A 21,278-nucleotide genomic window follows, 5' to 3' on the forward strand; every position below is an offset into this window, starting at 1 on the left:
ATCAGAACTGCAAGTGTTCTGCGCGCACAATCATCGCCAGACCGGAAGAGAGCTGCACACGTACGCCATCTTTAGCGATTTCGAGTACGGTAGCATCCATCGCGCTCTTGCCTGCTCTGACTTTGATTTCTTGGCCAATTTGCAGTTTAGAGATATCCGTGACTGGCACATGACGCTGCTGGCTTTCCTCTTTTACTGGGCGAGGTTGGCGAGCTGGCTGTGGGCGAGTTTGTGGGCGCGGCTTGCGGTTCTCCGGTGCGGCTCCACCTTCACGACGCACGGCAGGCTTTTTACCTGCTGGGCGCGGACGGCGTGGTTCCGCATCGGCTGATTCACCGGCAGCTTCACGTTTTTTCGCGTTTTGTTCGGCACGTTGTGCCTGAACGCGCGCTTTCGCTTCTTCAAGCTGTTGACGGGCATGATCGACATGCTGCTGTTCCAGCTCACCGCACGGATTACCGTCCAAATCGACGCGCTGTGCGCCAACTTTGACGCCGTACAGATAACGCCAGCTTGAGGTGTACAGGCGCAGAGCAGAACGCAATTGCGTTTTACTCAGGTTTTCTTCCCCTTGAACACGCTCGACCAGATCCTGAAAAATACCGATTTTCAACGGGCGAGCTTCGCCCTCGGCGCTAAAGCAGAGCGGAAAACGCTCGGCAAGAAAAGCAATGACTTCTTTACTAGAGTTCAACTTAGGTTGATTTTCCATGAAATTTCCTGATTACAACGGGTTTGCCAACCAGCGCAGGCATGAACAGGCGTCATTATAATGACGCCATCGGTAAATGCCACGTTAACCGTAGATCAACTTGCTGCAACAGTGACATATTTCGCACTATCACACTGTTCCAGCTGCGCGCAAAGCCCCGCCACCACTGCTTCCAGGCCCCTTTCGTCCTGTTCGTCGAAACGTTGATAAACTGTGCTGTCAATATCAAGAACGCCGATAATCTGACCGCTAACATTCAGCGGCAGCACAATTTCTGCATTACTGGCCGCGTCACAGGCGATATGTCCCGGGAACGCGTGGACATCGCCAACGCGTTGAACGCGGTTTTCCGCCACTGCGGTACCGCATACGCCTTTACCCACCGGAATACGCACACAGGCGATTTTTCCCTGGAACGGACCGAGCACCAGTTGCTTACCGTCGATCAGGTAAAAGCCGGCCCAATTCACGTCGTCAAGACGCTCGTTGATCAACGCACTGGCGTTGGACAACGCAGCGATAAAGTTGGTTTCCCCGTCGAGCAGCGCACATAAATCACGTTTTAAATCTGTGTAGAACTCTTCTTTAGTCATTTGTTAACCATGGTTTTCTATTCCTGCGCCTAATATAAAGAAACACAGGGGTCAGTCATAATGCGCATGAGCGACAAGAGATTTGATTTTCTATTGTATATCATGCAGGTAGTTTTGCTGTCTTGCCATTTTTCTGTAGGCTGACCCTCAGCATAATTGCTATTACATCGGGTTGTCCAAACCAATCATGAGACGTTTTGAAACAACAAGTTAGCCCGGCAGTCACCTTGTCGAGTGACGTAAGTTTTATTCTTTTTATATCAATGTATTGGATACTCTCCGGTGGCGGTTGTTAAGCCATTGTCCAACCTGCACAATCACGCAATTGATCCCCCGTGCTATAAGCATTAAATGCCAATAGCCCTAGGGTTGTTGAACTGTTGCTTCACAAACCCCTGTCGGGCAAGGTATGTTTGCCTCGCAGAAACCCTGTTTACCCTGCGTTGGCGCCCTGAGCTTTATCATCAGCAGGTTATACCAGGTTTATTTTTCAGCTACGCTATGAAATCCGGCGGGCTTTAGGGCAGCTTTTGTCATGATGAAAATACACGCGATCACCGCACCACTTTCCAAAGCTCGCCACCAACGTTGTTGCGAATGTGACCTGCTATTCGTGTTACCGCCACTCAGCGGTAACCAGGCAGCTTACTGCCCGCGTTGCGAGGCAAAAGTAGTGAGTGGCCGCGACTGGTCAATGACCCGACTCACCGCCATGGCAGTCACGATGCTGCTATTAATGCCATTCGCTTTCAGTGAACCACTGATCAGTATCCGTTTGCTGGGCGTGCGTATCGACGCCAGCCTGCTGGAAGGTATCTGGCAGATGAGCCGTCAGGGCGATCCCATCACCGCCAGTATGGTGGCATTCTGTACCATTGGCGCCCCGTTGACGCTGGCGCTGTCACTGCTTTACCTGCGGTTTGGTCATGCACTGGGCATGAATTTGCGGCCGGTTCTGCTGATGCTGGACCGATTGAAAGAGTGGGTCATGCTCGATATTTACCTGATTGGTATGGCGGTTGCGACAATCAAAGTCAAGGAATACGCCGACATCCAGGCAGGCAGCGCGCTGATTGCGTACCTGTTGCTCACCTTGCTCAGTATCCTCACGCTGATCCATGTCAATCTGGAGCAATTATGGGAGCGTTATTACCCGCAGGAACAGCCAGAAGGCCCCCCGGCGGCACTGCATGTCTGTTTGTCGTGCCATTTCACCGGCTACCCTGACGAACGTGGCCGCTGTACACGCTGCCATGTTCCGATGTGCCATCGTCAGCCGTATAGTTTGCAAAAAACCTGGGCGGCCCTGATTGCAGCAATGATTTTGCTGATCCCGGCCAACCTGTTGCCTATCTCAATTATTTACGCCAATGGTGCGCGTTTGGAAGATACCATCTTCTCTGGCGTCGTCTCGCTGGCAACCTCTGGCAATGCGCCCATTGCCGCAATCGTCTTCATTGCCAGCGTACTGGTACCCTTTACCAAGGTCATTGTGTTGATTACGTTGCTGTTCAGCATTCATTTCAAGACCTCGCACAGTTTGAAAACACGTATCCGTCTGCTGCGGCTGGTGACCTGGATCGGGCGCTGGTCGATGCTCGATCTGTTTGTTATTGCGTTAATGATGTCGCTGGTGAATCGCGACCAACTGTTATCTTTTACTATGGGACCAGCGGCCTTTTACTTTGGGTCTGCGGTTATTTTAACTATTCTTGCCGTAGAGTGGCTGGATAGCCGATTGATTTGGGATGCACATGCAACAGGAAACGCCGAATACACCGACTGAGGCGCGGGTCAAAAACAAGCGCCGTATTTCGCCATTCTGGTTACTGCCATTTATTGCTCTGCTGATCGCGGGGTGGTTGGTCTATAACAACTTCCAGGAGCGTGGCACCACAGTAACCATAGACTTCCAGTCTGCGGCGGGCATCGTCGCCGGGCGTACTCCTGTCCGCTACCAGGGGGTAGAAGTCGGTACCGTGCAGAGCATCAGCCTGAGCAAGGATCTGCGCAGCATCGTGGTCGAAGCCAGTATCAAAAGTGACCTCGAAGACTCACTACGCGACGGCACCCAGTTTTGGCTGGTGACACCAAAAGCCTCACTGGCCGGTGTTTCGGGTCTTGATGCCCTGGTCGGTGGTAACTATATCGGCATGATGCCAGGCAGCGGGCAACCGCAAACCCACTTTACTGCACTCGATACCCAGCCCAAGTACCGGCTCAACACCGGCGAACTCATGATTCATCTGCACGCAGACGATCTCGGTTCACTGAATACAGGTTCGCTGGTGTACTACCGTAAAATTCCCGTCGGCAAGGTGTATGACTACACCATCTCCGAAGGCAATAAAGGCGTCACTATCGACGTGCTGATCGATCGCCGCTTTGCCAACCTGGTGAAAGGCAGCAGCCGTTTTTGGAATGTGTCGGGCTTCAAAGGCGATTTTAGCCTGGCAGGCGCGTCAGTAGAGATGGAAAGCCTGACAGCCTTGGTCAATGGCGCCATTGCCTTTGACTCACCGCTCGACAGCCCACAAGCTAAAGCCGATCAAAGCTATACCCTGTATCCCGATTTAGCGCACAGCCAGCGTGGCGTCAACATCACTCTGGATCTGCCGAGCGGCAACAATCTGACCGAAAACAGAACTCCGCTGATTTACCAAGGGTTACAAGTGGGTACCCTGACCAAGCTCACCTTACAGCAAGACAGCAAGGTCACCGGCGAGCTGACTATCGATCCCTCGGTTGTGGATTTGATGCGTAGTGGCACACGGATCGTCATGCGCAGCCCGCGCTTGAGCCTTAACGACGCCAAGCTTAGCCAACTGTTGACGGGCAATACATTAGAGCTGGTGCCGGGTGAAGGTGAACCACAGCAGCATTTCAACGTTCTGGATAGCAGTGAAACACTGCTACAACAACCGGGCGTCCTGACCGTGACGCTCAATGCACCGCAAAGCTACGGCATCGACGTTGGTCAGCCGCTGGTCGTGCATGGCGTCAAGGTTGGTCAGGTAATGAGCCGCGCTCTGACCGCCAACGGTGTGGTGTTTACTGCCGCCATTGAAGCGCAATATCGTAGTCTGTTGCATAAAGACAGTAAGTTCGTGGTCAATAGCCGCGTTGACGTCAAACTGGGACTGGACGGTATGGAAGTTCTTGGCGCCAGTGCCCAGGAATGGCTGGACGGTGGTGTGCGTATCATTCCCGGCAGCAAGGGCGACCCCATCAGCCAGTATCCGTTATATGGCAATAGCGAAAAAGCAGAGGCTGGCATCATCGGCAATAGCCCGACCCCTACCCTGACACTGACGGCTGTCAGTCTGCCAGACGTACAGGCGGGATCGGTGGTGTTGTATCGTAAATTCCAGGTGGGCGAGATTGTTAACGTACGCCCTAAAGCCAACGAATTTGAGGTCGATGTTTATATCAGCCCGGAATACCGTAAACTGCTGACTAACGAAAGCATTTTCTGGGCCGAAGGCGGCGCCAAAGTGCAATTGAACGGCAGCGGTCTGACGGTTCAGGCATCGCCACTCAATCGTGCGCTGAAAGGGGCCATCAGTTTCGACAATCTGCAAGGCGTGACGCTGGACAAAGGCGCCAAACGCGTGTTGTACGCCACAGAAACCGCCGCCCGTGCAGTAGGCAGCCAGATTATCCTGAAAACCTATGACGCAAGTAAACTGTCACCAGGCATGCCACTGCGCTATCTCGGCATTGATATCGGCCAGGTAGATTCATTAAAACTGGCTCCTGAACGCAATGAAGTCCTGGCTAAAGCGGTGCTGTACCCGGAATACGTGCAAACCTTCGCGCGTCTGGGCAGCCGTTTCTCCATCGTATCTCCGGAGATTTCCGCTGCCGGGGTGAGCAACCTCGATACCCTGCTACAACCTTACATTAACGTTGAACCGGGACGGGGCCGCGAACTGCGCAGCTTTGAACTGCAGCAAGCCAGTATCACCGACTCACGTTATCTGGACGGTCTGAGTGTCATCCTCGATGCAGCAGAAACCGGGTCGCTGCAAATCGGCACGCCGGTATTGTTCCGCGGTGTGGAAGTCGGCACTGTCACAGGTTTCTATCTGGGTACCATGTCCGATCGCGTTCACGTCGCGCTACGTATCAGCAAGAAATACCAGTATCTGGTGCGTAACAACAGCGTGTTCTGGCTGGCCTCCGGCTATAACCTGCAGTTCGGTCTGACCGGTGGCGTAATCAAGAGTGGGACATTCCAGCAGTTCATTCGCGGCGGCATTGCATTCGCCACACCGCCAAGCATTCCTTTGGCACCGAAGTCGACGCCGAACAAGCACTTTATGCTGAATGCTGAAGAGCCGAAAGACTGGAAAACCTGGGGTACCGCTATCCCTAAAGAGTAATTTCGCGACACCGTCAGGGGCTCAGCAAAATGCTGGGCCCCTACTGTTCTCAGGTTTGTGATAAACTCCCGCCCTTATTTTGACTGCTGCCAGAGAGCTCACCCCGTGGCCAAACCTGCCTCCGTTTTTTTGCCGCCCGCTTTTCTCGACGCGACGCGCGCCATCATGCCCGCCGACCTGTCGATGGACGACTTTATTGCCGCCTGCCAACGCCCATTACGCCGCAGCCTGCGGGTCAATACCCTGAAGATCAGTGTTGCTGACTTTCTGTTGTTGGTGCAGGACTATGACTGGCAGTTGGAGCCGATTCCCTGGTGTACGGAAGGCTTTTGGATCGAACGTAAAGATGAGGAATTGCGTTTGGGCAGCGCGGCGGAGCATCTGAGCGGCCTGTTTTACATTCAGGAAGCCAGCTCAATGCTGCCGGTCACTGCCCTGTTCGCCGACACTGAAACACCACGGCGTGTCCTGGACGTCGCTGCTGCACCGGGTTCCAAAACCACCCAAATTGCAGCCTTGATGAATAATCAGGGCGGTATCGTGGCTAACGAATACTCCGCCAGTCGGGTAAAAGTACTGCACGCTAACATCAGTCGCTGTGGCGTGAAAAACGTGGCGCTAACACACTTTGACGGTCGGGTCTTCGGCGCTGCGCTGCCGGAAAGCTTTGACGCCATATTGCTCGATGCTCCATGCTCCGGTGAAGGTGTCGTGCGTAAAGATCCGGACGCCATGAGCAACTGGTCGCTGGAAAGCGTTGCCGCCATAGCTGACACCCAGCGCGAATTGATCGACAGTGCCTTCCATGCTTTGGCCCCCGGCGGCGTGATGGTCTACTCGACTTGCACACTAAACACGCAAGAAAACCAGCAAATCGTCAACGGGCTGATTGCAGCCTACGGCGATGCAGTCAGCATTGAACCGCTGGGTGATCTGTTCCCCGACGCTAAACGGGCGCTAACTGCCGAAGGCTTCCTGCATGTGTTCCCACAAATCTACGACAGCGAAGGCTTCTTCGTGGCACGTTTGCGTAAGCACCACTCTGTTGCTCCGCTCGCAAAACCAAACTATAAACTGGGTAAGTTTCCGTTTACCCCGCTTTCCGCTAAAGACTCGGCAGACATTGCTCAGGCAGCTGCCGCATCCGGGCTGGCCTGGGATGAAACCAGTCGTCTGTGGGCACGTGATAAGGAGATTTGGCTGTTCCCAGCGGAGCTGGAAGCACTGGTCAATAAGGTACGATTCTCACGCATCGGGCTGAAATTGGCCGAACGTTTCACCAAGGGTTACCGCTGGCAGCACGAAGCCGTCATCGCCTTAGCGATGGACAATAGCAAACAGCGTTTTGAACTGGATGCTACGCTGGCGCAAGAGTGGTTCCACGGCCGAGATCTGTACCCAGAGCCACCGCCGCAGACCGATGAATGTATTGTCACCTACCAACAACAACCGATAGGTATCGCTAAACGCATTGGCAGCCGGATAAAAAACAACCTGCCGCGCGAACTGGTTCGTGACGGCGTGTTGGATTTCCACCAACAATAAACCCATTCTCGCCCTGACTGGCCGGTTAATTCCCGGCTGGTTAATCCTCCTAATAATATTCCTATACGTAAATATTATTATTCTAATCATTTCCATAACCAAGCATTATCCCCCTGACAGGCTGACAGATAGCGACATCTTTCAAAAACAAAGAAAATTTTCGATCTTTCACCAAGACAATTCCGAGTTCTTATTCTATTAATTAAGCTGTAAATAAATTAATGCGTTTAACCCATTTTCGGGTGGCGACTTTGTGGGGTTCTCCCTTACACAGCAAGGAAACTAATATGAAAAAGATTCTGATGGCATTGACCTCGGTAGCCACCCTGCTGTGCGCAAATGGCGCAGCTAACGCAGGCACAATTCAGGGGACACTCGGTGTCTCACTAACCATCGGTAATGGTTGCGTCGTCACCGGCGGTACTTCTACTGGCACCGTCAACAACTTCGGTTCTATCAGTTTCGGTACCTACTCCTCACTGTCTAACATTATCACCGCCAGTTCCACTGGCACCGCCGGCGCGGGCAGTTCTATTGGGCTGAACTGCACCGACGGCACGGCGTACACCGTCGCATTGGATAACGGTTTAAACGCCTCCAGTGGTCAACGCCGAATGGCCAGCAGCGTCCCTGCCTACATCAGCTATAACCTCTATCAGGATGCTGCACATACTCAAACCTGGGATAACACAACAAACGTATTAGCCGGGACAGGTACTGGAGCGGTAGTTCCCTTGACGGTCTATGGCCTGGTACCGGCCGCAGGCACCACGCCAGCCGCCGGAGCTTATAACGACACGGTAACCATGACGGTAACCTGGTAACCCATGCGCCTGGCTGGTGCCTGCCTGCTCTTATTGGTTGCTATAAACTGCCGCGCTGATGTGAAAACGGCCACGGTTACAGTCAACGCCACACTGGTTAAATCCTGTGTGGCGGGGACCACCAGCGGTGGCAATACCAGTTTTGGTACGCTTAATTTCGGCACCGTGTATTTCCTTAATACCGCTGTACAGGTCACCGGGCAGCAGAACTCCGGGGCCTTGCAGGTGAATTGCAATAATGGAACCAGCTATACCGTGTTGCTTAACGGTGGTCAGAGTGGGAATACGGCGGCGCGTTATATGCAGAGCACTGCTGGCGCAAAAGTCAGTTATAACCTCTATACCAACGCTGCCCATACTGTGGTTTGGGACAACGTGACCGGCGTGTCGATGACAGCTACCGGACAAACGACCTGGCTACCAGTGTATGGCTTGGTTCCCGCGCAAACAACCCCCGCTACCGGTAACTACTCCGATACGGTGCAGGTGACGATAAATTGGTAATGAAAAGCGCGAAGACCTGCTTGCTGTTAGCCGGCCTGATAAGCGCCGGTGAGGCTTCTGCCGACACCGTCAGCCAAGCCTTTACGGTTAATGCTTCCATTATCAAAGGCTGCGTATTGGGGAGCGGTGTGACCGATGTTACGACATTCGGCACCCTGAGTTTCGGTCAGGTCTCTTCGCTCAGCAGCAATATCAGCATTGTATCCAGTGCCGGAGCCGGCTCAGTACTGATTCGCTGCAACCCCAATGTGAGCGTCACACTGGCGCTGAATGTAGGCAGCAATGTGACCGGATCCATTTCGGCCGGCCGAAAATTACAAAACGCGACCACGTTGGAAACGCTGGTGTACCAACTCTACCAGGACAGTAACTACTCAACCATTTGGGGAGACGGCACCAACGGTGGCACCGTACATACAGTGTCCAGCACCGGCAGCACACAAGAAATCAAAATGTATGCCCGTTTAATGTCGACCAGTATCCTGCCCACCAGTGGCACCTATAGTGATACGGTCTTATTAACAGTGACTTATTAAGCTTTAACAAGGATCACACTATGCGAACCGCCTTTAGACTGTCTTTGATGACAGCCCTCTTGCTCGCAAGCCAGCCACAAGCTTTTGCCGCCGCATCCATCCTTATCTGGCCGATTGACCCAGCCATTGAAGCCAATCAACCGGCCACCGCGCTCTGGTTGGAGAATCGCGACAGCAAAACCGTTTATATGCAAGTACGTGTTCTCGGGTGGCAACAGATTAACGGTAAAGATGACTACCACAACCAGAGTAACGTGGTCGCCAGCCCGCCGGTTGCCACTATCGCCCCTGGCAAGCGCCAACTTATCCGTTTAATCCGACAAACGCCGACACCGGACGGTAAAGAGCAGGCGTACCGTATTCTGATCGATGAAGTGCCGATTAAGGATCAAGACGGTACAGCCCCGGAAAAAGGGGCACAAATGGGATTAAAATTCCAAATGCGTTATTCAGTCCCCCTGTTTGTCAGCGGTAAAGGGATCTGGACCAAGCAAGATTACGAGCATCCACGTGATTATGCGACGGCCAGCCAACCACAGCTCAGTTACCGGTTGTCGCAGCAAAACAGCCAACGCTGGCTCGACGTGCGTAATACCGGTGTGGTGCATGCCCGGCTTTCACAAGTCAGCATGCAGGGCAAACTTCTCGATGCAGGATTACTGGGCTACGTATTACCGGGCTCGCAGATGCGTTTTGCCTTGCCGCCGTCAGCCAGCTTTGCTGGCGGTAAGCTACAGGCAACGGTTAACGATAATAAACAGCCAATAACTATCCCGGCCTATTGAGCCTTCGGTGCGGTTGAATCGGATACGCCCCCCTATTGGCAACGGATTGAGACTAAAACCGTTAGCCCTTGCCGTACTCTGTATGGTGGTAGACCTGTGGCTAGCAGATGCGCGAGCGGATGATCTGCCGCCGCCACCTCATGCGATCACTATGCCCGATACCACCCTCTATCTGGAGCCGGTAATCAATGGGCGGCAAACCGGCAATGTGGTCCCAATCAGCTACCGTGGCGGCCACTACTACCTCACCCCGCAGCAGTTGATCGACGCTGGCCTACCCGTGGCAGATAAGCAGGCGAAAGAGATTGCCGTCGACCAGTTGGATAAAGTGGATGTCACTTACAGTGGCGAAACCCAACAGCTGATGATTAATGTGCCCAACGACTGGCTGCCGAATCAAAACATTAGTGCCACCGATCCGGAACAACGTCTGAAAGCCCAAAGTAGCCTTGGTTTTCTATTTAATTATGATGCTTATGCCAGCCAAAGCGGCAGTGGCAATCCGGGGTATTTTTCGCTCTGGAGCGAGCAGCGATTATTCGACGGATTTGGCGTGATCGCCAATACCGGTATTTACCGTGGCAGCTTCAATAACGACAGTACAAGCGAACAAAACAGTCGTTACGTCCGTTACGACAGCTCATGGCGCTACAGTGACGAAGACAGCATGTTGAGTTACACCGCAGGCGATGTCACCACGGGTTCATTACCCTGGACAACAGCGGTCAGAATTGGCGGCCTACAACTGGCTCGTGACTTCGCCACACGTCCGGACGTGATCACCTACCCATTACCGCAGTTTTCGGGGCAGGCGGCGGTGCCCACCAGTGTCGATCTGTATATCAACAGCTATAAAAATACATCGACGAATGTAAACCCAGGGCCTTTCACACTCAATACCGTTCCCTACATTAATGGTGCCGGTCAAGCTACGGTAGTGACTACCGATGCTCTTGGCCGTCAGGTTAGCACTACCGTACCCTTTTACGTCGCCAGTAACTTGTTACAGGCTGGCATGAGTGATTTCAGTTTATCGACTGGTGCACTGCGGCAAAATTACGGTATCAGCTCGGGTGACTACGGACAGTGGGTTGCCAGCGGCAGTGGGCGTTACGGCGTCACTGATTGGTTAACTCTGGAAGGCCGTGCCGAAGGTGCCGCGGAACTGGCCGTCGCTGGCGCCGGTGCCGACGTTCGAGTTGGGCAATGGGGGGTACTCAACGCCTCTTACAGCCATAGCCAGGCAGGCAGCGACGCATTCAACGGTACCCCGCTGCCTGTGCAGATTTACTATGACCCAATCACCGGTCAGCCGATAACGCCGTCTGAACCTACTGACATTTATCAATACACCAGTACGCGTGGGGATCAAACCAGTCTGGGATACACCTACAGCAATTCACTTTTCAGTCTGAACGCCCAGCGGATTTTGCGTAGTGAAGGCTACGGCGATCTTTCAGCCTATAAGAGCAGTTATCGCCTGAGTCGCCGAACCGATCAACTCACCGGAAGCATTGGACTCGATCGCTTCGGTAGCATTGGTGCCGGTTATTTCGACGTCCGCGATGCCATTGGCACCCGCACACGCCTGGTCAACTTTTCATACAGCCTTTCGTTGTGGCGTAACATTAGCTTATATGCCTCGGTAAACCGTGAAATCGGCAGCAGCGGGTACAGTTCGCAATTACAACTCAGTATCCCATTCGACAGCTGGGGAACGGCCAGCGTGAGCACGACCCGCGACACCAATAATCGCTGGAGTGAACGTGTGGGTTACAGTCGTTCGGCACCTACGGATGGAGGATTGGGATGGAACCTGGCTTATGCTGACAGCCAAGGCAGTGGCAATGATTATCGACAGGCGGACCTCACCTGGCGCACGTCACTGCTTGAAACCCGCGGAGGCCTGTATGGCAACAGCAATAACTACACTCGTTGGGGTGAAGTCAGTGGTTCTCTGGTTGCCATGAACAGCAGTTTCTATGCCACCAATACCATTAATGATGCCTTTGCACTGATTTCAACTGATGGTTATGCCGGTATCCCGGTGAGTTACGAAAACCAACGGATCGGCGTAACCAATGACAACGGCTATCTGTTAGTGCCTACCGTCACCTCGTATTACCATGCCAAATTCCAAATCGACCCTCTAAATCTGCCAGCGGATGTGACAGTTCCCTCGGTAGAAAAAACAGTAGCGGTACGAGACCACAGTGGTTATCTGGTTGATTTCCCGGTCAAACGTGTTTCAGCCGCTGACGTTGAGCTGGTAGATGCGCAAGGAAAACATCTGGCCAATGGCAGCCAGGTGGCCGTTATCGGTACAAATCAGCAAAGCTATGTGGGTTGGGACGGCATGAGTTATATCGATCCGGTACAACAACATAACCGCCTGAGCGTTATTCCGGCCGATGGCGGTGCGCCATGTCAGGCCACATTCAATCTGGATAAGCCGCAAGGTATGCAACGCATCGGGCCGATCGTCTGCCAATAAACCCACACGGAGAAAAGCAATATGTATCGGGAAATCAAGATAGTTTTGGCGGCGTTGATGCTGATGTTTTGTCAACGGGCACTGGCAGACTGTACCACCACCAGCGGTACGGTAACGTTGCCCAGCAGCAGCTCTTTTGCTGTTTACAATGGGCAAATTAATGCCCAAGGCACCGCAGGGCTAAACTGCACCGGCCTTGGCCTGTCACTGCTGACGCAAAATACCGTGACGGTACAAATTGCCTCAACCACCAACTCGATGGCATTGCTTAATACCAATGGCTCAGGCGATAAAATCTCATACCTGATTTATCCCGACGCAAATTATCAGTATCCCTACACCATGGGCCAGACCATCAACTACAGCACCCTGAATCTGTTAACGCTGATCCTTATCTCGCCCAACGTCAACTTTCCGGTGTATATCAAAACGACTGCCGGTGCGAACGTCAGCGCCGGGACTTATACCGACACCATCAACCTGGTGTGGAACTACCATATCTGCGGCCTCGGTTTACTCGGTATTTGTGTCTGGTGGGACGGTACCAACCAACCCAGTACCGTCACCGTGACGGTAATTATCACCAAAAGTTGTCTGATCAATACCGCCAACAGCGTCAACTTTGGCAGTATGGCACTGGTTGGCCAATTTAATCCGATTAACCAAAGCATTACCCTCACCTGCACCAAGAGCCAGAGCTACACCACCTACTTCACCAATGGTAACAACCCGATTACCGGCTGGCGGCAGATGATTAATGGCACCACTAATTTCCTGCAGTACCAAATTTATCTGCCCAATACATCGACCGTATGGAGCAGCACCAACCCGCAAAGCGGTGCCGGCACCGGCCTGACTCAGAGCATCCCGTTCAAGGCAGCCATCAATCCGGCACAGTCCGAAGCGCCGGTCGGTACTTATCAGGACAACGTCAGTTTTGTGGTGACTTATTAAAGCCATGCGGTAGCCACCGCCCGCACATGTTGCCAGTTTGTATTTTTTATGTGGCATTTTTTGCTCATTTGTCTATGCTGATACTGATGACCTAACTGGTCATACCTCATACCAGCAGATCAGGCAAGGAGTTCCAATGGGCAAAACCGTGGTGAAAATAGGCAGTTTTGAGGTCGATGATGCGCATTTGTCTTCTTCGTCCGAACAAGCCAGTACGCTGGCGATCCCTTGCAAGTCGGATCCCGACCTGTGTATGCAGTTAGACGGTTGGGATGAACACACCAGTATCCCGGCTATGTTGAATGGCAAGCAATCGCTGCTGTATAAACAACATTATGATCGGCAGACCGATGCCTGGGTGATGCGATTGGAATGAACGGCGGTAAACGGAAGAGCGCGCGGTGTCCCATAGGAACACGGCGCGTTTTTTTATGCGATAGCGATACCACGGCCGGCAAAAAAACGGCCAAAGTGGCTCATCGGTAACGTTACCTGCCTACGTGTCGCCAGGCTGTCACCGGAAGGATTGTGGAAAGTCACACGGTCAGCCTCAACCGCGGTCACCAGTACCAGATGACCACCTCGTTGTGGGGGTATCTGCTCAGGCTGGCGAATACCAGGATGCACCGAGGCCATAAAATAACGGTGTTGCGCTAACAACGGCAGTAACGCCTCAGGTTCAAGCCCAACCCGAACCTCGGCCGCCAACGCAAACTGTTCACGCACATAGTCTACAAATGGCGCGTAGATCAGCCCCTTAATGCGCTCCCCCTCACGTACATAAGCACCGTAAGGCAGGCTGCGGCGTGCCAGTTCCATCAGCGATGGCGCATCACCGTCGCGGTGGCTCAGCACCATTTTCAGACAGGCCATACCGCAGACGTGGTTGGCCCATTCGATGTATTCCGCACGATCATACGCACCACTGAGCGCCCAGTTGGCGTCATCCGCCAGCGTCGCTCGCCCCGCAATCAAGTCGGCTGCAAGTTCAGGTGTCGCCCACTGGCAGACGTAGGGAACAGGAAGTGTCAAATCAGAAAGTCTCTGCCACTTTGAAATTCATCAGCACCAGCGTCATATCAGGTGAGAACAGTTCATACTCTTCAAAGAAACTCTGCAGCTCTTTACGCCAATAGGCCAGTGAACGGTCACCTTCGCCTTCAGCATAAGCATGCGCTTCATCAACCTGATCGTAGGTTTTCATTTCTACTGAAGTCAGTTCTACCGCGCAAATTGGGTTACCTTTACCATCAACAACAACAAACACATCGCCGGCCAGCGGGATACCTTCACCGTCAAGATTGGCGCAGGTTGCCGTCTTGGTGCCGTTGAGGATCAGCTTAACGATGTCGTCAGCCTGCTGCTCAGTATTGCCAAACGCCCAACGTTCGGTGTTTTCATATTTTTTCGGAATTTCGCTCGCCATTGCCATACCTTATTGAATGAATCATTGTGCAGACAGAATAGTACAACGTATTCCCCGCTGCCTGCACCTGCCGAATTCACCCCGCAGTGACCTATTCCCACATTTTTTACAAGCCGTTTACGGTAAATGCCTGTGCCTGTGCCAGCACAACAGGCATACTGTGGGCGAGATCCTCTCCATGGCTACGGCCAGGCGGTAAAATGAAAAATGCAGATAAAGACCCAGATGACACCTTCAGTGACTTACTAAAAGTCCTGGCGGTGGTGGTGATCGTTATCTTTGTTATCGGCGGCTGGTATTTCAGTTGATCACACAAACAGGAGGTCACATTGGCAACCAAACGCATGCGCACCAAACACTGGAAGATGTTTTTGATTTTGTTGCTGATCTGTCTCGCCCTACTGTTCTTACGCTGGGCGGCGATCGTCTTTGGCTAACCGCAAGGAACAAGACCGATGGCAAAACACAATGGCAACGGTGTGCAAATTGCCTTACTGCTGCTGGCACTGGTTATTTTGATCTGCGGTATATTAATGATCACCACCGATTTAGGTCACCAGATGCTTGAAGAAATCGAAGATATTCTCGAGTAACGCCAGTCCGGCCGGACACTGGCGAACACCATACTATTGGTGATCCCGTTTTGCGGGTTGTTGGTCTTCAGGCTCCAGCAGCTCGCGCAGATAGGCGATTCGTGCCTCCCCTTGCGGTATCCACAGACGACTCAACCAATGCTGCACCTCTGCCCGCTGACTCCGGCGATGGTAGTCAGCCAATTGATCGATCAGTTTCATCATTTATCCTCCAAATATTCAACACTGTCAGTATTGGATGAAAAAACCAGAAGAAACACTGATGGTTTGTTTTTTATACTTCCGCTTTTAGAATTGTGCGATCGCGGTGGTAGCGAACCCCTGGCTCACCTGCTACATTGACCAAAAATCACCCAGCCGAGGTAAACGATGATGTTCTCGGAGCAGGAGATAAAGCCCGTGTGGGATGAAGTCGCACGCTTGATCGGCGACAGCGTGATGCAATTGCGCCATCGTGGTGAGGTTTTAACGGTAGAAACGCTGGCAAGACACCTGACACAGCAACTGGACGACAGCAACGATATTGAACGCCGGATCCTGATCGGCGCGGCGATCAACATGCTGAAAGATGGAAAATGAATCGCCAACCTTAAGGGTTGGCGATTCGGCAGAAGCCCGAGGTATGCAAGCCCGGCCTTCTGGGCATTACTATGTCAGGCTAACATGACGGATATAATAGGAATTGTCGGGTTTTTTCTCAAAACACCGAATTATTATTGCCATCTAGCTTCACGCCAGCACGAAATCACTGGTTTCCAAAGGTTGCCCGACCACTTTCACCAGAAAATCACTGCCGTCAAACCCACCGCCCATATTGATTGCCACATCACTGACGTGAGCCTGTTGGTCATAGGTCAACATAGCCTCTCCGGCCTTGCCGCTAAATTGGCTGACAAATTCAATGCTATTGCTGCCGGTATTAAACAGCGACAGATCGATCTTATCTTCACCACGAACAAAATCGTGGATCCAGTCCGGTGCGGACGCACGGGATTCCGACGCCCCAAAATAAACAAAGGTGTCTTTACCCGCTCCACCGTAGAGGTGATCAGCACCGGCTCCACCAAACAGCACGTCGTTGCCTGCTCCGCCTTGCAACAGGTTATCCGCAGCATTGCCAATCAATACATCATTTCCCGCACCACCAATCGCATTCTCGATCGTGACACCTGCAGCGATTGAAACGTTCCCCTTCAGGCCACCCACATCGGAGAACGATTTCTCGTTAAGATTAATACGTTGATTCTGACTAAAACCGGAGAAATCAAACGTGTCGTTACCGCCAGCGTCCCACGCGGTAAAAACGATTTTGTCCTGTGCATGGGTGGCTGTGAGGAAATCACGATCGGTATTGGAATTAAAACCATAAACCGTATCACCGCTGCGCGTCGTCATATTGGCGCCATAAAAATGCTGAATCGCCGTAATGTCATTTAACAACGGCGCTGAGGAGTATGCCCCTTTGAAGTCCTGACCCGTGCTGCTTTCACTGAAATAACTCATGACACTGTGAGCACGACTGTCTTCAAAGTAGGTGGCATCTTTGCTGTAGGTGATGCTGACGCCAGGCGCAGCGTTGTAATCCCCTGGATGTTGCAGGCCCAACGCATGACCAATCTCATGGGTAAATGTTTGGCGTCCGTATTCATTTTCGTGAATCAAATTATTGACGAACACGTTACTTTTGGCGTTATACCAGGTTTGTCCCGCCACCGATGGCGATGAGTCCGGATTATAGGCAAAAGCATAAGATCCACGAGAACTGACATCAAACAGGCCGAATTTGATGTTTGCACTTTGGGTATTGCTGGTTTCTGTAAAGGTGATATTGGCGACGTCTGACCAAGATTGCAGTGAAAGTTTCGCCTGTTCACGCTGCTGTGCATTAAAGCTGCTGAAGCCGCTGATCGCCATGCTCGACATATTGCCTGGAGCCTGTTCCCAGAAGCTATAGCTCAGGTTGACCGCCGTCTCTGTCACACCTTTGTCGTGCCAGCTCCGATCGCCACGAATCAATTCCAGCCCTGCATTCTCAAAACTTTTTGATGGGTGAATCACATTAAGTTGTGAGTCGCTTTCAGGTTTATAAGCACCCTGCAGGGCCAATACGGTTATAGCTTCCGCGGAAGCGTTAGCCTGTTGATTATTTGATGACATACCAAAATCTCCATATTCGTCATTTCAGTGAGCCGAGGGCATCACTGACGGATAGCCTGAATGGCCGGGGTCCGGTGCTGAGTCAATACGGGGATTTCGGTAATGCGGCTGGCACCCTCCATGAGCACTCTTAATGAGAACGATAATCCCTTAACAAAAAGCATAGACACTTTTTATTAAAATACCGCGTCCTCTAATTAAAATAACAGTGCCCTTTCCCATTACGCTTTAGTGCTTACTACTAGCCAGCGACACAAATAAAAAAACCGGGGCAATCCACCCCGGTATCCATAATGTCGTTTGGACTCAGATTAACCAACCCAATAACAACGTGGCACCAATGACGGTAGAAGCACCACCAATACGCGTGGCGATTTGCGCAAAAGGCATCAGTCCCATGCGGTTGGATGCCGAGAGGATCGCTACGTCACCGGTCCCGCCTAACCCACTGTGGCAGCAGGTGACGATGGCCGCTTCAACCGGGTACATTTTCAGGTAAGGTGCAATGAGGAAACTCACCAACCCCATCGACAACACCACCGAACCACAGACCACCACGTAACCTATTGAAAAAACAGCCACCACGCTTTCCAGCGGCACATACAACATGCCCAAGCCAATCATCAGCGGCCACACCAGAGCAGTGGAGACGAATTTATAAAAGCTGTGTGCCCCCGTTTCCATTGACGCTGGTATCACCCGGCAGTATTTGCACAGTACCGCGAACAAGATCATCAGCACCGGCCCTGGGATATGCACAATGTGTTCGAACAGGCCACCGACGATAAAGAAGGCACAAATCACCAACAGCCCACCTCCCATCAATTGGAAATCGACATGACCGTTGGTTTCTTTAATGGCAAACACTGCGTTTTCTTGAGCCGAGCGGATGAGCATACCATTACCACTTAATGCCTTGCGCTTCATACCCAGACGGGCCAGCACACCCGCCGCCACAATGGCAAAGATGTTACCCAATACCGCCGCAGGTGCCAGTTGCGCCACATACACGTCGGGTGTGGATCCCAAAATGGCAGAATACGCCAGTGACAGTGGCAAAATGCCTTCACCAATACCGCCTCCGATGATCGGTACAATGATAAAGAAGAAGGTGTGATAGAAGGTAAAACCAAATAGCTTACCCACCAACAACCCCGTTACCACTGCTGTCACCGTGCCTACGACCAAAGGCACAAACATGCGGATCATGCCCTGAATCAAGATCACCCGATTCATGCCAAGAATACTACCGACAACCAGACTGGCGATCACAAAGTACAGCAGATTGGCATCTTTCATCAGCAGGTGAACGGTAGCCATTACGTTCGGCTGGAAGAAATTAAAGTAAACCAATACCGATGGCACCATCAGGCACAGAATCGCCGGGCCACCAATATCGCGCAACACGGGAATACTTTTCCCTAACTGCGCCAGCGCAAAACCCAGCGTCATAATCACCGCCAGACCACCAATCATATTCTTTGGCAAGAAGTTGGCGTAGGCCGAAACAGCAACAATGGCACAAATAGTGATAAACAGTGCGACCGGTACTGCACCGATATCCATCTGCCGGATTTGGTTAATTAATCCTGATGGATCAGGCTGCGGCGTATCTTTCTCACACGCAATTTCTGCATTTATCTGTTTCATTATTCACCCTGCTGACAAGTGTTCAGTATGGAGCGGATCGTCTGACGATACGTGAAGTAATTTAAAGAGTTAAAACAAATCATTATCTGGAAAAGTTAGATTTCTTATAATAAATAAAGTAGTAGACAGCACTGACAATATGATAAAAAATAAAAATACAAAACCAAATTACATCTTATTAATCCAATATTGTGAGCCTTCGCTGATGTTAGTTTTAATTAATTATCGTCAGCGTTTTGTAATTAAAATAATCAGTTGTAAATTCACTGCTATGCTATAGGTGGAAGTAAAAATCCGTGCGTTTATTAATGAGAACCGGAGCGGTAATTAGCTGAATCCGGTCAGCTGTACCCGAGCTTGTCTCTGTACGCGGCACCGTGCAGAAAACAGGCACATAATATATGCCCTGCGGCTTTTTGATTGCTGGCAGTTTTACTGCGGCCTCAACGTCAGCGGGCATAGAACTAATAAGGAAGTAGGATATGTCTTCAATCGCTATTACCCCACAAACACTGGCCCGTTACGGCATCCATCAGGCTACCGAAATCGTCCATAACCCAAGCTACGAGCAACTCTTCACTGAGGAAACCCGTGCCGACCTGCCGGCACTGGAACGCGGTACGCTAACAACATTAGGTGCGGTCAACGTCGATACCGGCGAGTTCACTGGCCGTTCACCGAAGGATAAATACATCGTGCGTGACGACACTACGCGCGATACCGTCTGGTGGTCCGACAACGGCACCGGTAAAAATGACAACCAACCGCTGTCGCCAGAAATCTGGCAACATCTGAAAACGCTGGTAGGTAACCAACTTTCCGGAAAACGTCTGTTTGTTGTGGACGCGTTCTGCGGTGCCAATGCCGATACCCGGCTGAAGGTACGCTTCATCACCGAAGTGGCCTGGCAGGCACACTTTGTCAAAAACATGTTTATTCGCCCAACCGACGAAGAACTGCAAAATTTTGAACCGGATTTCGTGGTTATGAACGGGGCCAAATGCACCAACCCGGACTGGCAACAGCAAGGGATGCACTCGGAGAACTTCGTTACCTTTAACCTGACCGAGCGCATGCAGTTGATCGGCGGCACCTGGTACGGCGGCGAAATGAAAAAAGGGTTGTTCTCGATCATGAACTACCTGTTGCCACTGCAGGGCATCGCGTCAATGCACTGTTCCGCTAACGTGGGTGAACAGGGGGACGTTGCCGTATTCTTTGGCCTGTCCGGCACCGGTAAAACCACCCTTTCCACCGATCCGAAACGTCAGTTAATCGGCGATGACGAACATGGCTGGGATGACGATGGCGTGTTTAACTTTGAAGGTGGCTGCTACGCCAAGACCATCAAGCTGTCTCAACAGGCAGAGCCTGAGATCTACCAGGCGATCCGCCGTAACGCGCTGTTAGAAAACGTGCAGGTATTGGCCGATGGCAGCATTGATTTCGATGATGCCAGCAAAACCGAAAACACCCGTGTGTCTTACCCGATTGACCACATCGAAAACATCGTCAAACCCGTGTCTAAAGCAGGCCATGCGAAGAAAATCATCTTCCTGACTGCGGATGCTTTCGGGGTGTTGCCACCGGTGTCACGCCTGACACCGGAACAAACCCAGTATCACTTCCTGTCCGGTTTCACTGCCAAGCTGGCGGGGACTGAACGTGGGATCACCACGCCAACCCCAACCTTCTCTGCCTGTTTCGGTGCAGCCTTCCTGACACTGCACCCGACGCAGTATGCCGAAGTGCTGGTTAAACGCATGGAAGCCGCCGGTGCGCAGGCCTATTTAGTCAATACCGGCTGGAACGGCAGCGGCAAGCGTATTTCTATTAAAGACACACGCGGCATCATCGACGCTATTTTGAACGGTGAGATAGAACACGCCGAGACCTTCACCTTGCCGATCTTTGGCCTTGCGGTTCCGACAGCATTGCCGGGCGTTGATCCTTCGATCCTCGATCCGCGCAAAACCTACGCTGACGAATCACTGTGGCAGGAGAAAGCGCAGGATCTGGCACAGCGCTTTATCGATAACTTCGCAAAATACACCGTAACACCGGCGGGTGAAAAGCTGGTGGGCGCTGGCCCTAAACTGTAAGACTGCAAGGACACAATA

Annotated in this window: 21 protein-coding genes; 14 read left to right on the forward strand and 7 right to left on the reverse strand. The window is 52.1% G+C overall.

The window, feature by feature from the left end:
• Window position 1 precedes the first annotated feature (1 nt).
• On the reverse strand, window positions 2-712 hold the full coding sequence (gene proQ, locus SGR01S_RS12435; protein ID WP_061807583.1) for an RNA chaperone ProQ: 711 nt from the start codon (window positions 710-712) through the stop codon (window positions 2-4).
• 95 nt (window positions 713-807) lie between these two features.
• Complete coding sequence (msrC, locus tag SGR01S_RS12440) at window positions 808-1,305, reverse strand: free L-methionine (R)-S-oxide reductase MsrC (protein ID WP_061807584.1); 498 nt, start codon at window positions 1,303-1,305, stop codon at window positions 808-810.
• A gap of 538 nt (window positions 1,306-1,843) precedes the next feature.
• On the opposite strand from msrC, the gene yebS reads away from it, so the two are divergent.
• From yebS to SGR01S_RS12490, 10 genes are all read left to right on the forward strand, one after another.
• Window positions 1,844-3,091 (forward strand): membrane integrity lipid transport subunit YebS, encoded by a 1,248-nt coding sequence (gene yebS, locus SGR01S_RS12445; RefSeq protein ID WP_037422578.1) that lies wholly within the window; start codon window positions 1,844-1,846, stop codon window positions 3,089-3,091.
• The gene (locus SGR01S_RS12450; protein WP_037422506.1) at window positions 3,060-5,690 is read left to right on the forward strand and encodes a PqiB family protein; all 2,631 of its coding nucleotides are present in this window, start codon (window positions 3,060-3,062) and stop codon (window positions 5,688-5,690) included. The genes yebS and SGR01S_RS12450 overlap by 32 nt, the downstream gene beginning before the upstream one ends.
• Window positions 5,691-5,795: 105 nt before the next feature.
• Complete coding sequence (rsmF, locus tag SGR01S_RS12455; RefSeq protein WP_037422503.1) at window positions 5,796-7,235, forward strand: 16S rRNA (cytosine(1407)-C(5))-methyltransferase RsmF; 1,440 nt, start codon at window positions 5,796-5,798, stop codon at window positions 7,233-7,235.
• A gap of 287 nt (window positions 7,236-7,522) precedes the next feature.
• The gene (locus tag SGR01S_RS12460; RefSeq protein ID WP_037422500.1) at window positions 7,523-8,059 is read left to right on the forward strand and encodes a Csu type fimbrial protein; all 537 of its coding nucleotides are present in this window, start codon (window positions 7,523-7,525) and stop codon (window positions 8,057-8,059) included.
• Window positions 8,060-8,062: 3 nt separating this feature from the next.
• Window positions 8,063-8,563, forward strand: coding sequence for a Csu type fimbrial protein (locus tag SGR01S_RS12465; RefSeq protein WP_037422498.1), 501 nt, complete (start codon window positions 8,063-8,065; stop codon window positions 8,561-8,563).
• Entirely contained in the window at window positions 8,563-9,099 is a 537-nt protein-coding gene (locus SGR01S_RS12470; RefSeq protein ID WP_061807585.1) for a Csu type fimbrial protein, read from the forward strand. The genes SGR01S_RS12465 and SGR01S_RS12470 overlap by 1 nt, the downstream gene beginning before the upstream one ends.
• Window positions 9,100-9,119: 20 nt before the next feature.
• A complete protein-coding gene (locus SGR01S_RS12475) occupies window positions 9,120-9,884 on the forward strand; it encodes a fimbrial biogenesis chaperone (protein ID WP_037422492.1) in 765 nt (254 codons plus the stop codon).
• Between the two features lie 82 nt (window positions 9,885-9,966).
• Window positions 9,967-12,378, forward strand: coding sequence for a fimbria/pilus outer membrane usher protein (locus SGR01S_RS12480; protein ID WP_370452788.1), 2,412 nt, complete (start codon window positions 9,967-9,969; stop codon window positions 12,376-12,378).
• A gap of 21 nt (window positions 12,379-12,399) precedes the next feature.
• On the forward strand, window positions 12,400-13,332 hold the full coding sequence (locus SGR01S_RS12485; RefSeq protein ID WP_037422490.1) for a Csu type fimbrial protein: 933 nt from the start codon (window positions 12,400-12,402) through the stop codon (window positions 13,330-13,332).
• Between the two features lie 136 nt (window positions 13,333-13,468).
• Window positions 13,469-13,708: a YebV family protein gene (locus SGR01S_RS12490; protein WP_037422480.1), complete on the forward strand. Its 240-nt coding sequence runs from the start codon at window positions 13,469-13,471 to the stop codon at window positions 13,706-13,708.
• 53 nt (window positions 13,709-13,761) lie between these two features.
• Here SGR01S_RS12490 and SGR01S_RS12495 read toward each other — a convergent pair whose 3' ends face one another.
• Complete coding sequence (locus tag SGR01S_RS12495; protein ID WP_037422478.1) at window positions 13,762-14,364, reverse strand: C39 family peptidase; 603 nt, start codon at window positions 14,362-14,364, stop codon at window positions 13,762-13,764.
• A 1-nt stretch (window position 14,365) separates the two neighbouring features.
• Window positions 14,366-14,758 carry an ASCH domain-containing protein gene (locus SGR01S_RS12500; RefSeq protein ID WP_037422476.1) on the reverse strand — a complete coding sequence of 131 codons (393 nt, stop codon included), beginning with the start codon at window positions 14,756-14,758 and terminating at the stop codon, window positions 14,366-14,368.
• Between the two features lie 329 nt (window positions 14,759-15,087).
• On the opposite strand from SGR01S_RS12500, the gene yniD reads away from it, so the two are divergent.
• Window positions 15,088-15,195: a small membrane protein YniD gene (yniD, locus tag SGR01S_RS24505; RefSeq protein WP_255212224.1), complete on the forward strand. Its 108-nt coding sequence runs from the start codon at window positions 15,088-15,090 to the stop codon at window positions 15,193-15,195.
• 18 nt (window positions 15,196-15,213) lie between these two features.
• Window positions 15,214-15,351 (forward strand): hypothetical protein, encoded by a 138-nt coding sequence (locus tag SGR01S_RS24205; RefSeq protein ID WP_156479096.1) that lies wholly within the window; start codon window positions 15,214-15,216, stop codon window positions 15,349-15,351.
• A 33-nt stretch (window positions 15,352-15,384) separates the two neighbouring features.
• On the opposite strand, the gene SGR01S_RS24355 is transcribed toward SGR01S_RS24205, so the two are convergent.
• Window positions 15,385-15,555 (reverse strand): hypothetical protein, encoded by a 171-nt coding sequence (locus tag SGR01S_RS24355; RefSeq protein ID WP_167348756.1) that lies wholly within the window; start codon window positions 15,553-15,555, stop codon window positions 15,385-15,387.
• Between the two features lie 165 nt (window positions 15,556-15,720).
• Between SGR01S_RS24355 and SGR01S_RS12505 the strand changes: the two genes are divergently transcribed.
• On the forward strand, window positions 15,721-15,930 hold the full coding sequence (locus SGR01S_RS12505) for a hypothetical protein (RefSeq protein ID WP_037422475.1): 210 nt from the start codon (window positions 15,721-15,723) through the stop codon (window positions 15,928-15,930).
• Between the two features lie 150 nt (window positions 15,931-16,080).
• Here SGR01S_RS12505 and SGR01S_RS12510 read toward each other — a convergent pair whose 3' ends face one another.
• The gene (locus SGR01S_RS12510; protein ID WP_037422473.1) at window positions 16,081-17,508 is read right to left on the reverse strand and encodes a serralysin family metalloprotease; all 1,428 of its coding nucleotides are present in this window, start codon (window positions 17,506-17,508) and stop codon (window positions 16,081-16,083) included.
• A 306-nt stretch (window positions 17,509-17,814) separates the two neighbouring features.
• Entirely contained in the window at window positions 17,815-19,158 is a 1,344-nt protein-coding gene (locus SGR01S_RS12515; protein WP_061807586.1) for a 2-hydroxycarboxylate transporter family protein, read from the reverse strand.
• 482 nt (window positions 19,159-19,640) lie between these two features.
• Between SGR01S_RS12515 and pckA the strand changes: the two genes are divergently transcribed.
• Window positions 19,641-21,260: a phosphoenolpyruvate carboxykinase (ATP) gene (gene pckA, locus SGR01S_RS12520; RefSeq protein ID WP_037422461.1), complete on the forward strand. Its 1,620-nt coding sequence runs from the start codon at window positions 19,641-19,643 to the stop codon at window positions 21,258-21,260.
• Window positions 21,261-21,278 lie beyond the last annotated feature (18 nt).

The sequence above is a fragment of the Serratia grimesii NBRC 13537 genome (genome assembly GCF_001590905.1).
Taxonomy (GTDB): domain Bacteria; phylum Pseudomonadota; class Gammaproteobacteria; order Enterobacterales; family Enterobacteriaceae; genus Serratia; species Serratia grimesii.

Bases quoted from the DNA above. Each gene is read 5' to 3' on its own strand.
- yebS (WP_037422578.1), top strand. From the start codon at position 1,844: ATGAAAATACACGCGATCACCGCACCACTTTCCAAAGCTCGCCACCAA.
- SGR01S_RS24355 (WP_167348756.1), bottom strand. From the start codon at position 15,555: ATGATGAAACTGATCGATCAATTGGCTGACTACCATCGCCGGAGTCAG.
- SGR01S_RS12515 (WP_061807586.1), bottom strand. From the start codon at position 19,158: ATGAAACAGATAAATGCAGAAATTGCGTGTGAGAAAGATACGCCGCAG.
- SGR01S_RS12510 (WP_037422473.1), bottom strand. From the start codon at position 17,508: ATGTCATCAAATAATCAACAGGCTAACGCTTCCGCGGAAGCTATAACC.
- SGR01S_RS12465 (WP_037422498.1), top strand. From the start codon at position 8,063: ATGCGCCTGGCTGGTGCCTGCCTGCTCTTATTGGTTGCTATAAACTGC.
- SGR01S_RS24205 (WP_156479096.1), top strand. From the start codon at position 15,214: ATGGCAAAACACAATGGCAACGGTGTGCAAATTGCCTTACTGCTGCTG.
- SGR01S_RS12490 (WP_037422480.1), top strand. From the start codon at position 13,469: ATGGGCAAAACCGTGGTGAAAATAGGCAGTTTTGAGGTCGATGATGCG.
- SGR01S_RS12500 (WP_037422476.1), bottom strand. From the start codon at position 14,758: ATGGCGAGCGAAATTCCGAAAAAATATGAAAACACCGAACGTTGGGCG.
- pckA (WP_037422461.1), top strand. From the start codon at position 19,641: ATGTCTTCAATCGCTATTACCCCACAAACACTGGCCCGTTACGGCATC.
- proQ (WP_061807583.1), bottom strand. From the start codon at position 712: ATGGAAAATCAACCTAAGTTGAACTCTAGTAAAGAAGTCATTGCTTTT.
- msrC (WP_061807584.1), bottom strand. From the start codon at position 1,305: ATGACTAAAGAAGAGTTCTACACAGATTTAAAACGTGATTTATGTGCG.
- SGR01S_RS12450 (WP_037422506.1), top strand. From the start codon at position 3,060: ATGCAACAGGAAACGCCGAATACACCGACTGAGGCGCGGGTCAAAAAC.
- SGR01S_RS12505 (WP_037422475.1), top strand. From the start codon at position 15,721: ATGATGTTCTCGGAGCAGGAGATAAAGCCCGTGTGGGATGAAGTCGCA.
- SGR01S_RS12480 (WP_370452788.1), top strand. From the start codon at position 9,967: ATGGTGGTAGACCTGTGGCTAGCAGATGCGCGAGCGGATGATCTGCCG.
- SGR01S_RS12475 (WP_037422492.1), top strand. From the start codon at position 9,120: ATGCGAACCGCCTTTAGACTGTCTTTGATGACAGCCCTCTTGCTCGCA.
- SGR01S_RS12470 (WP_061807585.1), top strand. From the start codon at position 8,563: ATGAAAAGCGCGAAGACCTGCTTGCTGTTAGCCGGCCTGATAAGCGCC.
- SGR01S_RS12460 (WP_037422500.1), top strand. From the start codon at position 7,523: ATGAAAAAGATTCTGATGGCATTGACCTCGGTAGCCACCCTGCTGTGC.
- SGR01S_RS12485 (WP_037422490.1), top strand. From the start codon at position 12,400: ATGTATCGGGAAATCAAGATAGTTTTGGCGGCGTTGATGCTGATGTTT.